We start from the raw sequence: 13,350 nt of genomic DNA on the forward strand, positions 1-13,350 counted from the left end.
CGGCCCGATGGGACCCGGCCGATATCGCCTGGCGGATCGGGCCCGGGTCGGGCAGGGTGCCGGGTGAGCGTGCGAGGTGTCATATGCCCTCCCCAACTCCCTGGAGGGCCTGCTGCAACGGGGGCGTGGCCTGGGTGCCGTGCGAGCGCTCCGGGATCCGCAGGGATCTGCTCCGTTCGTGTACGACGGGGTCCGCCGCAACTGGCGGTGGGACGACCAGTCGGATGCACGGTCTCTGTACCTGGCGCGAATGGTCCGTGATCTGGGCCTGTCTTCCCTGCCGATCGTGGACATGCTGGTGGGGGATGAGGAGGCTTGCTTGCGGGCCTGCGAGGTGCTGGTGCTGCTGGCTCTCGCCGGATCGGGCGACGCCAGGGACGGACTTCTGAGGTATGTCCGAGAAGGCGAGCACTGGGCCCGAGTGCTCGAGTCGCTGTCAGCCAGCTGGCCGTCGCAGTGGTGGGAAGACCTTGGTGACATCGCACGCGCCCGGATCGGCGCGGAGCCGGAACTTCCGTGGCGCTCCGAGCCGTGGACGCGGTTCGGAATCGAGGTCCAGAGCTGTCCGTTCGTTCCGCGCCCGTCGCTGAACGGTCTCAGCACCGCAGAACTCCTCGCCCTGCTCGCCGACACTCGCACGGAAGGCAACGCGAAGGTCGACGCGCTGCGCGCGCTCAATGCCCGGGAGCCTGCTGTGGAGCTGATCCCGCTGGTGCCCTCGTTGGGCATGGCCAACGGCCGCCGACCCTTGCCCCTGCTCAGACGGGCCGTTGAGCGCCTGGGCACCCTGGCCCTACCGGCGGCGCAGGACTGGGTACAGGAGGACCAGGGGTGGCTGGCGCAGCTGGGTGCCGATGTCATGGCCGACCATCCCGGCCCAGAAGCATTGCCGGGACTCGTGCAAGAACTCGTCGAACAGTGGACGGCGCGGGCCTGGTGCGGTCCCGACCGGACGGCCCGGCGCCTGGCCGGGTTCGGCCCGGACGCTGCCGGGGCGGCTCCCTACCTGCGGCGCTTCTGGCTGCACACCCCGCACTCGTACGAGCGGACCGCGTACCTGGAGGCACTCGCCGCCATCGACCGGGACGGTCTGGAGCATGTGTACACCGAGTCCCTCTGGGACTGTGAGGAAACGACGCGGCTGCTGGGGATCACCTCGGCACCCGCGAACCCGGAGACTCTGGGCCGGATCGCCGCACTACGTGATGACCCGTTGGAGACGACCGAGGCGAGAGCCGCAGCCCGAGCACGGCTGGTGGCGGCTACGGGCTAGCTGACCTGACCTTGCTCGAACGAACAAGCCCGGCCTGGCACCATGGGCGCGTTGTGTCGGCAGCGTTGGAGCTGTCCGGCTTTTCGCGGCCTTGGGCGGTCCGGCATGATGCCGGGGTGAGCATCATCGTCGAGTTCTTCGCCGCCCCGGATGACGCGTCAGCGGCGCTGGCCCTGCAGACGGGGCCACGACGCGCATTCACATCACTCTCCTTCGGCAACTTCGATCCCGAAGAGGCTGTTGTCGAGTGGGAGCAACTGCTTGCCGGAGGCAACGTCGAGGAACTCTTCGAAGCCGGCGAGCCGCGTCTCGTCGGTGGCCAGGACCATGACGGATGCGTCGTCTTCGCGATCTCGCCTCGCCTGTCCGCCGCACTCGCCGAGGCCGACCGGTCCGAGTTGAAGGATGCCGCTGTCGCATGGTCCTCGCAGCGGGCAGAGGACGGCGAGTTCATCGACACGGAGATCGCCGAAGTGATCCTGAGTGATCTGGCCGCTCTCGTCAGCAGCGCCCGACGCCAGGGCCAAGAGGTCTACTGCTGGGTCGCGTAGGAGTTCACGTACGGAGCCGGACCGCAACGGACGCCGTCTGCGGCCCGCCGCCCGCCCGCGCTCGAAGATTGCCAACGGTTCCGATAAGCGCTGTGCGGCTCGTCCTCAAAGTGGATCTGTGGGCTGCTTCATCAGTGGGGTTTGGCATCACCCAATGTCATGCGCGAGGCTGGTCCGCATGGAGATCAGAGAAGGCGTGCGGGAGGATGTCGCGCAGATCGCAGCGCTGCACGCGGAGAGTTGGCGTACGGCGTATGCGGGGATCATGCCGACCGGCTTCTTGAGCGGCCCTCTCCTGGAGAACCGGCTGGAGCTTTGGGGCGCCAGGCTTCTCGGGCCGGAGCCCGGCGCAGGATTGTTCGTTGCTGCGGGGGAGGGGGAGATAGCCGGCTTCGCATACTTGGTCCCGCGCCCCGACGGTCGGCTTCTCCTGGACAATTTGCATGCCAGGCCGGGCCGTACGGGCTCCGGTATCGGAGGTCAGCTGCTACAGCACGCTCTCACCTGGGCTGCTGCCGAGCATCCTGAGCGGGCGGTATACCTGGAGGTGCTGCGCGCCAATACTCGCGCAATCGCCTTCTACGAGCGCCACGGCGCTGTCCGTACTGATGAACGCGTCTGCCTGTTCGAGCAGGGGTTTGCGCTGCCGGAGTTCGAGTACACCTGGGCTGCCCAGCCGGCATCGGCCCATTCCGGCGCGTTCTCTCAGTGATCGCGATTGCAGCCAGGGTCGCTCGGGGCCACGGCTCCGAGATGTCGGGGCGCTGGGGCTGACCGGGCGAGTTCTGGCCCGCTCCCGCCGCACTCGCCGCGTCCACCGCAGTCACGCCCTGCGGGCGGTCACCGCGCGACGTACCGCATAGGCAGCGCTGCCGACCGCCAGAACTGTGACTCCTGAGATCACCGACGAGGCCGGCAGGGCGAATGCGAGGACGAGGCAGCCTGCGAGCCCGACGGCCGGAATGATCCGCGCGGGTCGGCCCTCGTCCGGGGCGAGCGTCCACGCGGACGCGTTGGCGACGGCGTAGTAGGCGAGCACCCCGAAGGAGGAGAACCCAATCGCCCCGCGTACGTCGGTGGTCGCGGCGAGCGCGGCGACAACCGCGCCGACCACGAGTTCGGCGCGGTACGGCACCTGGAACTTCGGGTGGACGGCAGCCAGGGCGTGTGGGAGATGCCGGTCGCGGGCCATCGCCAGGGTCGTACGCGAGACGCCGAGGATCAGGGCGAGGAGCGAGCCGAGCGCGGCCACCGCGGCACCTACCCGTACGACCGGCGCCAGCCAGTCCGCGCCTGCGGCCCGCGCGGCATCCGACAGTGGGGCAGTGGCGTCCGCCAGGCGCTGCGGGCCCAGTACGAGCAGGACGGCGACGGCGACAGTCGCGTAGACGACGAGTGCGATTCCCAGAGCGAGCGGGACGGCCCGCGGGATGGTGCGGGCGGGGTCGCGGACTTCCTCGCCGAGCGTGGCGATGCGGGCGTAGCCGGCGAAGGCGAAGAACAACAGGCCCGCCGCTTGGAGCACCCCGCCGAACGTCGCGTCGTCACCGATGCTGAGACGGGCGGCGTCCGCATCGCCGGAGGTGACCGCGGTGACCATCACGGCGACCAGCACGGCCAGGACCACGGCGACGATGACGCGGGTGAGCCGGGCGGACTTCTGCACCCCTGCGTAGTTGACGGCGGTCAGCGCCGCTACTGCCGCGACCGCGACGGCGTGTGCCTGTCCGGGCCACACGTAGGAGCCGACGGTCAGCGCCATGGCCGCACAGGAGGCGCTCTTGCCGACCACAAAAGCCCAGCCGGCGAGGTAACCCCAGAACTCGCCCAGGCGCTCCCGCCCGTAGACGTAGGTACCGCCGGAGGTGGGGTAGCGGGTGGCGAGGCGCGCTGAGGATGTCGCGTTGCAGTACGCCACCACCGCCGCCAGCGTCAGGCCGAGCAGCAGCCCCGACCCGGCCGCACCGGCCGCCGGCGCCAGAGCGGCGAAGATCCCCGCTCCGATCATCGACCCCAGGCCGATCACCACGGCATCGAACACACCCAGGTGCCGCTTCAACTCGCCCGCACCCGCAGGCCCTGACTTCGTGTCCATCACTCGTTTCCCAGCCGCACTCCGGTAGATGCATCGGCGCGCACCGTATAGGAACAAGGTGTCGAGGCGGGGGCAGTGGGCGTGCAGCGACCCTCCCGTGGGGAGGTCGGGAGGGGCGGCAGGCCCCGCCTTGGCCGAAGCGCGCAGGCGGGGCCGTTGCGGGATCCCGATCCTCGGGGGGATGACCGGGTTCCGCGCGATCAGCATGGCACCGGAATCAGCCAGACGACAGAGGCATGACCGGAAACAGTTGATCGGGTTGAAGTAGAGGCACAAACGGAGCATCAGTCGCCGTTTTCAGCGTTCCTTCTCCGGGGTGAGGACGGGCGAGGACTGGGACGCGATGCACAGAACCTTGCCGGCCGGGTCGGTGCTTGGCGGAGCAGTCGGCGCGGCTGTCGCCGACTGCGGTCGCACTCGGCGAGGGTTCCGTCGTCCTGCCCCGTCCCACCCCCACGACCACCTGGCACCTTCCGGCCCGAAGTGCAGGACCGGCCGCTAGGCGAGGTGACCGCCCGCCAACTCCTTTAGGACACGGCCTCTGTTCCTCGGCGGACCCGGACGAGGACCTTTCACGGCACCAGCGAGGACGACATTCGCCGTGGCGTCCTGCACGAGGACCGCACCGGCCCCCGGCTGCCCGGTGAGGTTGTGGAGTACAGATCGAACTGCCCTGATCCTGTGATTCCCAGCCGAACCTCTCCGGGGCCACCCGGGCCGGCTGTCCGGAGCCCACATCAGCCCTCACCGCGTGCCGTCAGTCGCCAAGGCCGTCCTCACCCTGGAGAGGGCAAGCTGAAACGCTCACGGCTCGGGGAGGCCGCCGACCGCAGTGGAGGCGAGTGCACGGACACCGGAGCGACTGCCAGCAGGTCACGGCAGAGGTCGGCCATCCCACAACCCACCGCTGACGTCACACTCGGTCAACCTCTCAAGTAAAGCGAGTCGAAGCCCACAAGGCCGTACGCCGGCTCACCGCTGGAATCCGGGCAAACCTCACAGGCGAGACGCCGAGTGGCCCAGCTTCTGACTCGTCATGGAATCAGCGATGAATTCTCACCGCCCGGCTAGTCTCACTGTCGTCATCGCCCATCACGATCATCACGGGAGGAACGCGTGAATCAATTACTGAGAGTCCAGAACTTCAATGTCTCAAGTGACGGAATCGGCGCGGGAGAGAACCAGACGCTCGACAGACCCTTCGGTGATGGCGTCGAGCCCGAGAGGCTGTTCGCCTGGGCGGGCGCCACGGCGAGCTGGCCCATGCGCACGGACCCAGGAGGGAGCCGGGGCCTGGACGACTACCTCACGCGGGACTACGACCGCAACATCGGCGCCGAGATCATGGGCCGCAACAAGTTCGGGCCCCAGCGCGGGCCCTGGCAGGACCATGAGTGGCAGGGCTGGTGGGGTGACAAGCCGCCGTTCCGCACCCCGGTGTTCGTCCTGACCCACCACGAGCGTCCGTCGTTCACCCTTTCCGACACGACGTTCCACTTCGTCGGCGGTGACCCGGCCACGGTCCTCGAGCAGGCCCGGGAGGCGGCGCAGGGCAAGGACGTCCGGCTCGGCGGCGGGGTGACCACAATCCGGCAGTTCCTCGACGCCGACCTCGTCGACACCATGCACGTGGCGGTCTCGCCGATGGAGCTCGGGTCCGGACTACGACTCTGGGAGTCCCCGGACGAGCTGCTCGACCGGTTCCACCTGGAAGTCGTGCCCAGCCCGAGCGGTGTGAGACACCACCTGTTCTGGCGGAAGTGACCGGTCCTCAGGGCTGGCCCCGGACGGCTGTTCCCCCTCCCGAGGCCGCCCTGAGGCGGGCCTTCGAGCCGTGCTGCGCACGGCCGGCCGCTCGTGGCGGTTCCTCAGCTCGCGCCCATGTGGAGGCGAGCCGTCAGGGAGCGGTACCTGTATCGATGGTCACTCATGGGCCGTGGTTCCCGGAGTCTGTGCGCGAGGGTGACCACGGGTGTCGGCACGCGTGCTTCGTCGTACACATGACGAGGTGAAGGTGATCGGTACTGTTGCGGGATCCGTCCTTGGCCACGGAGGTCAGGTGGGTCGCGTCACCGACCAGAGAGCTCCAGTCTGACTTGCGGGCCCGAACCTCGATGATCTCGTTCGGCTGCATGGTTCGATTTCCCCGTCTCAGTGCAGTTGCTCGGCCAGCCCGACGATGATGCCGTCCGGGCCGCGGAGGTAGCAGAGCAGATAACTGTCCTCGAACCGCGCGATCTCGCCGACAAGTTCGGCGCCGTGAGGGCGCAGGCGGGCAACGGTGTCCTCGATGTCGTCGACGGCGAACATGACGCGGTGCGTGCCCAGAATGTTGTGCGGTCGGTTACGCGGCTCGGCGCTGATCGCCGCGGGGCTGCGGTACTTCGCCAGCTCGAGCCGGCTGTGACCGTCCGGGGTCCGGACCATCGCGATGTCACAGTGGACGCCGTCGAGCCCGGTGCACTGGTCGGCGAACAGGCCCTCGACCTCCGCCCTGCCCTCCAGCTCCATGCCGAGTTCCACGAAGAAAGCGATGGCGGCATCAATGTCCTCGACGACGATGCCGACATTGTCCATCCGCTGAATCGCCATGCTGATGTCTCCTTCGTTCTCGTGCGGCCGGTGGCGGCCGCTGATGACCGTGGGACGGAGCCGGTGGCACGCTCCAGACATCCTCAGACCGCCGTCTTCCCTACGTCCTCGACGTTGTGCTGCGTCAGCGCGAGCTGGGTGCCGCGCTGTCCTAGCGGGCCCGAGCATCCGCCGACGGGAAGATCAAGGGCTCCGACCTGCAGCCCGCGCTCTCGCGTGGGTGGTGGGACCATGACGGTCTCACCGGCGTGCGGAGTCGGATGGGAGGGGCCGAGGAGACCTCGTCGTTCGATACCGGGAAACGCGACCAGCCACGTTCAGGCACGAACCGCTCCCGGCCCCCATGCGTCGACCGGGCCGGATCAGGCTTCCGGCGGGCCCTCGGGGATCGGGTGCACTTCGACCGGGTCGCTGCCGGGCTTCCCGCCCGGGCCGGGACACGCGGACGCTCGTGCGGCGATCTCCAGTGCCCGGTCCTCGCTCTTGACGTCGACCACCCAGTAACCGGCCAGGATGTTCTGTTCCGCCTGTGCCGGCCCATCGGCCACTTGCGGGCGCCCATCGCTTCCGGCCCTCACCGTCTTGACGAGTGAGGGGCCGCCGAGGCCCTGACCGTCCACCCATTCACCAGCGGCATTGATGTCCTCGTTGAGGGCGTTCATGTGGGCGAACATGGCTTCCATATCGGCCGTGGAGTAGGACGACATGATGGCGTCCCACTGGGCCGCAGGCACGTTCATCTGGATCATGTACTTCATGTTTCTCACTTTCCCGGGCTGGCTGTGGATTTCTCGGGCTTACGAAGAGGTAGACAGCCGGACAGTGCGGAACTCATCGCTGCACCCGTCCTCACTATGCTCCGCCAGTGCATACCCGCCGGGTAGAAACCCCCGACAATGCGGGAGACAGGTTGCGAGTGCCTCGCATTCCAGCATCGCGTCGCCCACCAGCGGGCCCGGCGGAGACTCGAACGCGTCCGGGGTGCACTCCGGCTCCGCCCTGCGCAGCTGGGCAGCCAGTCGTCGTGAGTGACCGCTCTCATCCCGTGATCCTTCGGTCACCGCCACCGTCACCGCCACTGCGGGCTGGTGGCAACGACCAGCACGGCCCGCAGACAGTGAATTGACTCAGCCTTCCTCCAGCACCGCCTGGATCACATGCCGGGCGTTGTGCGCCATAGCCAGGTTCGTCTTCCGGTAATAGGGCAGCGCGATCAGCGCCTGCGAGAGTGTCCTCCCCCGGCCGCGGATCCAGGTTGCGTCGTCCACGGCGAGCGCCTCGCGGAAGACCCTTCTGGCCGCGGCCGGCAGCAGATTCCACGCTGGGAACATGTCGCAGGCGGGATCCCCGACCCCCGCGCACCCGAAGTCGATCACGGAGGTCAGCCGGCCGTCGTCGATCAGCAGGTTGCCCGGCATCAGATCGGCGTGCAGCCACACCGGCGGCCCGTCCCAGCCTGGTGCCCGCAGGGTCTCCTCCCATACGGCGACTGCAGCATCGCAGTCGACGTCCTCCTCCGGAATTCCGCGCAGTTCCTGGATTGCCGCCCGGGTCTCCGCGTCCTGCGAGGCGACCGGCCCACCCCGGTGTGCCTTCGGCGCAGCCGGCAGGGCAATGCTCCGCATCGCAGCCACGAACGCGGACAGGTCCTCGGCCAGCAGTACGGGTTCACTCAGTGTGCCCGCTTCGGGAATCTCCCCCGGCAGCCACCGGTACACGGACCATGGCCACGGATAGCCCTGAGAGGGCTCGCCGGCTCCCAGTACCTCGGGGATTCGCGTGGGCAGATGGGGCGCGAGGCGGGGGAGCCACTCCTGCTCCATAGCAACGTCCCCGGCCCCACCCCGCACCAGCGGCAGCCTTACGACCATGTCATCGCCCAGCCGGTACATGGCATTGACCGTTCCACCGGACGGCCATCGCTTCACTGCGAGCCCGTTCCACTGAGGGAAATGTTCGGCGATCAACCGTCGCACAAGGCCATCATCAATGGGGTGTACACCGGGATGCATATGTCCTGCGCTCATGGACGTCACCCGACCACCGAACGCCAACCGGCGTCAAACACCTTTCAGAATCGGGCGCTTTCGCAACCGGCCCTACGTTTGTTCCTTGACCTCTGACGCTGTTGGTCAGGTCAGGTGCGGGTATCGAGTCCGGCCAGGAGGCAGGCGACGTCGAGCCCCGTGTCGAGGTACTGCTCGAAGGTCTGATTGTTGAGGGCCCAGGGCGATCGTCTCCGGCGGATGAGCGCGACGGCAGTGGTGGGGTCCTGGCCCAGCTCGGTCAAGGTCTGGGCGACGACAAGGCCCGAGCGGTTGTAGCCGGAGCGGCAGCGTACGAGAACTGCGCGGTCATTCCGTACGGCCTCAGCGGCAGTGACGGCCAGCTGTTGGACCGAACGGAGTTGCTCGGCCGTGAGCGGACCGTCGGGGATCTCACTGATCAGGTGATCGACTCCAGGATCCGGCCCGTGGCCAGGTCGGGTGAACAGGCTGATGACCAGGCCGAATTCGGAGCCGACAACGGCGTTCCGCACATCGCCGTCAGGGCCGGCCCAGTAGTGCCCGCCCATCCACAGACTCGGCCTTACTTCGTGCCACGGTGCCTGTGGTTCGGGGGCACCTCGGTCGCTTCGGCGTGTCTTCACGGATGCTCCTCTCCGGGTGGACCAACGACACGGTCAGGCAGTCGCGTTCCCCGCTCGACGGTCTGCCGTTGTTCCGTGACCGCCAGGACACGCAGTCAGGTCTTGCCGCCATCGAAAACCTTGCCGGGCTTGCGCCAGGATGAGGCGCCCGGGCAGCGAGTCCCTGCGTACGCGCGACAGCAAAGGCAAGGCCCAGCGGGCCCGAGCTGTGCCGTGAATCAGAACGAGGGATCGTCGTGCCAGGAGCCGCCCCAGTACTCGGGAGGCCGTGGGATGGGCCGTTGAAGGATGGCCAGGGCATCCTCGACGCGGCCGAGGTCGATGAGGTAGCCGGCCAGATCATGCCTGTTCGCGGGGGCGTGCTGTTCGAGGACGGCGACAGCGTCCTCGGTGCGTCCCGTGCCGGCGAGGAGCTCGGCGATACGTGGCGCCGCGTACGAGGTGGCACCTTCGGGGTGGGCACGGGCCTGTGCGATCGCTTCGTCGACACCATGGCAGGCGGCGATCAGCGGCAGTCGAATCCAGTACAGGTCCCATTCCTCCTCCCCTTTGCGGGCGGCGGCGAGGGTGTCGAGGAGCTCCAGACCGTCCTGGGGGCGGCCCTGTTCGAGGTACAGACCGGACAGCGTGTGGAGGATCCAGTCGTCCCCGTTGTGGGCTTCGGCCTGGGCGCGCATCACATCGATCGCTTCGTCGCCCCGGCCGTGCCGGGCCAACAGCCGCGCAAGCTCGAAGGCCGAGCTGGATGTTCGATCCAGAGTTCCATCGGCCTGACGGTATGCCGCGACCGCACCCTCCAGGTCGCCGCGCTCCTCCAGCAACCGCGAGAGCCGTTGCGCGGCGAACCCGGAGTCATCACTCGTCGAGGCCGCCCGCAGCGCGTCCAGCCGGCCGTGGCGCGCCAGCAACGCAGCCAGTTGCTCGCGGTGTCCGACCGGCGTGACGTTCTCGGCGCACAGCAGGGCGACCGCCTCGTCGATGCGGCCCTGGCGCTCGCGGACGGTGGCGAGCAGCCCGATCGCCACGTCGCGATCGAAGCCTCGGCAACACCAAGGGAAGTCGGAACACTGGTGCTCGGCTCGGGCCGTGAGCAGAGCGGCAGCTTCGTCGTCGCGACCGGCGGGTCCCGCGACGTCTACCAACGCCTCGGCCAGGGACGGCTCACCGAGGTGCGGTCGCAGCAGGGTGAACGCTTCCGCGGCGCGGCCGTGCCGGGCAAGCAGGCGTGTGTAGGACTCCAGCGCCATCGGATGCCCGGCCTCCATACGGACCCGAGTGATCTCGATCGCCTCCTCGACGCGGCCCCAGCCCTCCAGCAGGTCCGCGGCGGCTTCCACGGCCGTCCACCAGCCGGTAGCCAGGTACGGAGCGAGCACCTCCAACGCGTCGGCCTGCCGCCCCTGCTCGCTCAGCAACCGCGCCCATGCGAGGGCGCAGAACCATTCCCCACGCCCGGCCCGTGCTTCCACCACGTCGGCGTAGTCATGTTCAAGCAGCCGTGAGACCAGTTCCGGTGGTATGCAACCGGACCGCGTCCGGGCCTGGTGGTCAAGATCGGTAGCGTCCACGAGCACGCACCCTAGCGTTCGCTCCTGACACCCTTGCCGCCACCGTGGGGACGACGCTCCTCGCCGGTCTCGCCCGGCTGCCGCCGCCCCACCGAGGCTACGAACGCCAGGCCGACCACTTCCGGGCCCTCACCAGCATCGCCTGCACCCTCATCTGCTGCCGCAGGATCTGAGGCTGATCATCAGCCCGGCCGTCGGGATGTTCCCGTCATTCCCTTGACCGGGCGCCGCCTCTACGGAGGATGAGGGAAGAGAGCGGGCCGGCGCGGTGAAGTGTGGGCCTCTGATGACTCCGACAGCAGGGAGCGTTTCTTCCGATGACCGCACAGCCCGCACGCCCTGAGCGTAGGGGTCCCGAGACCGCCTCGATCATGGATGCCTTGCCGTTCAAGCCTTCTCTCGTCAAAACGGTGTTCAGGGACGTGACCCCGATGCACGTCTCTCGGTCGGCCGCGTGTGCCGCCGCGTCGGTGACGCGGACAGTGCTGACGGCGATAATCGACGGCGCGCGGAGAGCAGCGGCGGAGGAAGCCCGGACGAAGCTGCTTCCTGGAGACCTTGTCTCGGCGATCGACCGGAACGTCGAGCTCGAGGTGGGGGACAAATGGTATGACCACAGCCCGACGTTCAAAGGCCTGACCGGTGTCCTTTACGACGCCGAGGGGGTCATCGTGCCTTCCCGTAAGCGCAGCAGGTCGCGCAAACCGAGTGCTGTGGTCGGTGCCCACAGGTTCGAGGCCGGGGTCAGGAAGCTGCTGGAGAGCCAGGGGGCGACGGCCGTCCCGGCGATGGTCCGCGACCTGGACGGAATTGCGAGCGTGTTCCTGACGGATCTCGCCCGGGATGCGGCCATGGTCGTCCGCGAGGGCGGGGTCAAGCGTTTCGGTACGGTCAGCCTCATGATGTCGGGCGAACCGGCCGCACTCCCGTTCCTCATGGATTCCCCCGGGGCAATGCCCGCTCGCAAGGGGGACAGGCGGACCATCGGCAGGGATGACATCCTGGCCGCCACCACGACTCAGTTGCTCGGCGGCAACCTCAGGCAGCGAGCCCTCACCGAGGCACGCGAGGCGACACAGAACACTTCGACCCGCTGAGCGGGTTCGACCGACATCGCCGTCTGCACCCTCATCTGCTACCGCCGACTCGCCAGATGAGATGTCCTCAGAGGGCGTTTTCTGCCGATACGTCGCCCGGAAGTGGCAATGCATCGCGGACGTACGGCAGTCTGCGGCCGAGAGCTACCGAGTGTCGCTTGAGGCTTTCTGGAAGTCGGTCACGAGCTGGTGCGCGTACTCCTTCTCAGGACCTAGACACTCAACCGCTTTGCGGGCTTCCTGAAGCTGGTTTCTTCCGCACAGCAACTTCACGAGGTGATACAAGGCGCCACTGTCGCCAGCCTCGGCACGGTGGCGCAGCGCTGCGTCCATCCCTCGCTCGTGAAGCGATCTGTTGAGTCGCCGACGCGCGTGGACGTCTGTAATCGCGAGTTCGGTGAGCTGGTCGAATCGCTCCGCACGAACGAGTAGATCCATGTGCCACAGATGATTGTCGTGCGCGAGGGAATCGGTGGAGTAGCACTCAGCACGAGCGCTCACCAGCGAGATGGCTGCATCCCAATCACTGATCAGTTCTGCCGCTTGTACCTGCTCACGCCATTCCACAGGGCGAGTATTGTGTATCGCTGCCCACAACGACACCGAGAATCGGTACCAGCGGCCGCCGCTCGGCCAGCTTCGGGGTGGGCATGCAGTTGCGCTTCAGGCTCCTCGCCAGGTTGGTGTGGATTCGTGGGTGATGCGCCGGGCCATGAGGGCGATCATCGCGATGTGGATCATGGCTGTGGATCGGGCTGGGAGGGCTTCGTAGTCGCGGGCCAGGCGGCGGTGATGCATGAGCCAGCCCAGGGTGCGCTCGACCACCCACCTGCGGGGCAGGACCTTGAACCCCTTGGTGCCGGGGGCGCGTCGGACGACTTCGAGATCGATGCCGAGGCGGGCGGCGTGGTCGACGAGGTACTCGCGGTAGCCGCGGTCGGCCCAGCCTTTACGGAGGCCGGGGTGGTCGACGGCGAGGCGGTTGAGGAGGCGTTCGCCGGCCACGGAGTCCTGGATGCTGGCGGCGGTGACCAACACCGTCAGCATGAGCCCGGTCGTGTCGATGATGATGCTCCGTTTGCGGCCCACGATCCTTTTGCCCACGTCAGCGCCTTGTTCGCGGGCGGGGACGTTGGTCGAGGTCTTCACGCTCTGGGCGTCGATGACGAAGCCGGTCGGTTCTGCGCTGCGGCCCTCTTCCTCTCGGACCCGGCGCCGCAGCAGGGCGTTGAGGTGTTCGAAGATGCCGTCGCGTTCCCACCGGCCGAAGTAGCCATAGACGGTGTTCCAGTGCGGGTAGTCGTGCGGAAGGTAGCGCCAGGGAATCCCGGTGCGGGCCACGTAGAGGATTGCGTCGAGCAGGTCGCGAAGATCGTGCTGGGGCGGGGTGCCGATGTTCAGCCCGTGGCGGGCCCTGTCGTCCCGCCAGCTCGTCAACAGCGGCTCCAGCAGGGCCCATCGGGCGTCGGAAAGGTCGCTGGGATAGCGTCGACGTTCGTTCATACTGCCAGGAAGCGGCACGCC

14 protein-coding genes are annotated in these 13,350 nt (G+C 67.9%); 6 read left to right on the forward strand and 8 right to left on the reverse strand.

The window, feature by feature from the left end; all coding sequences use genetic code 11:
• Nucleotides 1-319: 319 nt before the first annotated feature.
• The 3 genes from ACFW9O_RS13955 to ACFW9O_RS13965 all read left to right on the forward strand — a co-directional run bounded on the left by ACFW9O_RS13955 (nt 320) and on the right by ACFW9O_RS13965 (nt 2,536).
• Complete coding sequence (locus ACFW9O_RS13955) at nt 320-1,273, forward strand: hypothetical protein (RefSeq protein ID WP_384608803.1); 954 nt, start codon at nt 320-322, stop codon at nt 1,271-1,273.
• A 116-nt stretch (nt 1,274-1,389) separates the two neighbouring features.
• The gene (locus tag ACFW9O_RS13960; protein WP_384608805.1) at nt 1,390-1,824 is read left to right on the forward strand and encodes a hypothetical protein; all 435 of its coding nucleotides are present in this window, start codon (nt 1,390-1,392) and stop codon (nt 1,822-1,824) included.
• 178 nt (nt 1,825-2,002) lie between these two features.
• Nucleotides 2,003-2,536 (forward strand): GNAT family N-acetyltransferase, encoded by a 534-nt coding sequence (locus ACFW9O_RS13965; RefSeq protein WP_384608808.1) that lies wholly within the window; start codon nt 2,003-2,005, stop codon nt 2,534-2,536.
• Between the two features lie 111 nt (nt 2,537-2,647).
• Here the strand turns inward: ACFW9O_RS13965 and ACFW9O_RS13970 are convergent, their stop codons facing one another.
• On the reverse strand, nt 2,648-3,919 hold the full coding sequence (locus tag ACFW9O_RS13970; RefSeq protein WP_384608811.1) for an APC family permease: 1,272 nt from the start codon (nt 3,917-3,919) through the stop codon (nt 2,648-2,650).
• Nucleotides 3,920-5,035: 1,116 nt separating this feature from the next.
• Here ACFW9O_RS13970 and ACFW9O_RS13975 point away from each other — a divergent pair.
• The gene (locus ACFW9O_RS13975) at nt 5,036-5,683 is read left to right on the forward strand and encodes a dihydrofolate reductase family protein (protein ID WP_384608814.1); all 648 of its coding nucleotides are present in this window, start codon (nt 5,036-5,038) and stop codon (nt 5,681-5,683) included.
• Between the two features lie 387 nt (nt 5,684-6,070).
• On the opposite strand, the gene ACFW9O_RS13980 is transcribed toward ACFW9O_RS13975, so the two are convergent.
• The 5 genes from ACFW9O_RS13980 to ACFW9O_RS14000 form a co-directional block, all read right to left on the reverse strand.
• Nucleotides 6,071-6,511, reverse strand: a complete 441-nt coding sequence (locus tag ACFW9O_RS13980; RefSeq protein WP_384608817.1) for a VOC family protein — start codon at nt 6,509-6,511, stop codon at nt 6,071-6,073.
• 362 nt (nt 6,512-6,873) lie between these two features.
• Nucleotides 6,874-7,269 carry a YciI family protein gene (locus tag ACFW9O_RS13985; RefSeq protein ID WP_384608820.1) on the reverse strand — a complete coding sequence of 132 codons (396 nt, stop codon included), beginning with the start codon at nt 7,267-7,269 and terminating at the stop codon, nt 6,874-6,876.
• Between the two features lie 369 nt (nt 7,270-7,638).
• Complete coding sequence (locus ACFW9O_RS13990) at nt 7,639-8,538, reverse strand: aminoglycoside phosphotransferase family protein (RefSeq protein WP_384608823.1); 900 nt, start codon at nt 8,536-8,538, stop codon at nt 7,639-7,641.
• A gap of 110 nt (nt 8,539-8,648) precedes the next feature.
• Nucleotides 8,649-9,161, reverse strand: a complete 513-nt coding sequence (locus tag ACFW9O_RS13995) for a protein phosphatase (RefSeq protein WP_384608826.1) — start codon at nt 9,159-9,161, stop codon at nt 8,649-8,651.
• 218 nt (nt 9,162-9,379) lie between these two features.
• Nucleotides 9,380-10,633 (reverse strand): tetratricopeptide repeat protein, encoded by a 1,254-nt coding sequence (locus tag ACFW9O_RS14000; RefSeq protein ID WP_384608829.1) that lies wholly within the window; start codon nt 10,631-10,633, stop codon nt 9,380-9,382.
• Between the two features lie 140 nt (nt 10,634-10,773).
• On the opposite strand from ACFW9O_RS14000, the gene ACFW9O_RS14005 reads away from it, so the two are divergent.
• Together ACFW9O_RS14005 and ACFW9O_RS14010 are read left to right on the forward strand one after the other, a co-directional pair.
• Complete coding sequence (locus ACFW9O_RS14005) at nt 10,774-10,902, forward strand: hypothetical protein (protein ID WP_384608831.1); 129 nt, start codon at nt 10,774-10,776, stop codon at nt 10,900-10,902.
• A 144-nt stretch (nt 10,903-11,046) separates the two neighbouring features.
• Nucleotides 11,047-11,826: a hypothetical protein gene (locus tag ACFW9O_RS14010; protein ID WP_384608834.1), complete on the forward strand. Its 780-nt coding sequence runs from the start codon at nt 11,047-11,049 to the stop codon at nt 11,824-11,826.
• A 144-nt stretch (nt 11,827-11,970) separates the two neighbouring features.
• Here the strand turns inward: ACFW9O_RS14010 and ACFW9O_RS14015 are convergent, their stop codons facing one another.
• Together ACFW9O_RS14015 and ACFW9O_RS14020 are read right to left on the reverse strand one after the other, a co-directional pair.
• Nucleotides 11,971-12,393, reverse strand: coding sequence for a hypothetical protein (locus ACFW9O_RS14015; protein WP_384608837.1), 423 nt, complete (start codon nt 12,391-12,393; stop codon nt 11,971-11,973).
• Nucleotides 12,394-12,489: 96 nt separating this feature from the next.
• Entirely contained in the window at nt 12,490-13,329 is an 840-nt protein-coding gene (locus tag ACFW9O_RS14020) for an IS5 family transposase (RefSeq protein ID WP_384608840.1), read from the reverse strand.
• Between the last annotated feature and the right edge of the window lie 21 nt (nt 13,330-13,350).

The sequence above is a fragment of the Streptomyces sp. NPDC059499 genome (genome assembly GCF_042749285.1).
Lineage (GTDB): Bacteria > Actinomycetota > Actinomycetes > Streptomycetales > Streptomycetaceae > Streptomyces.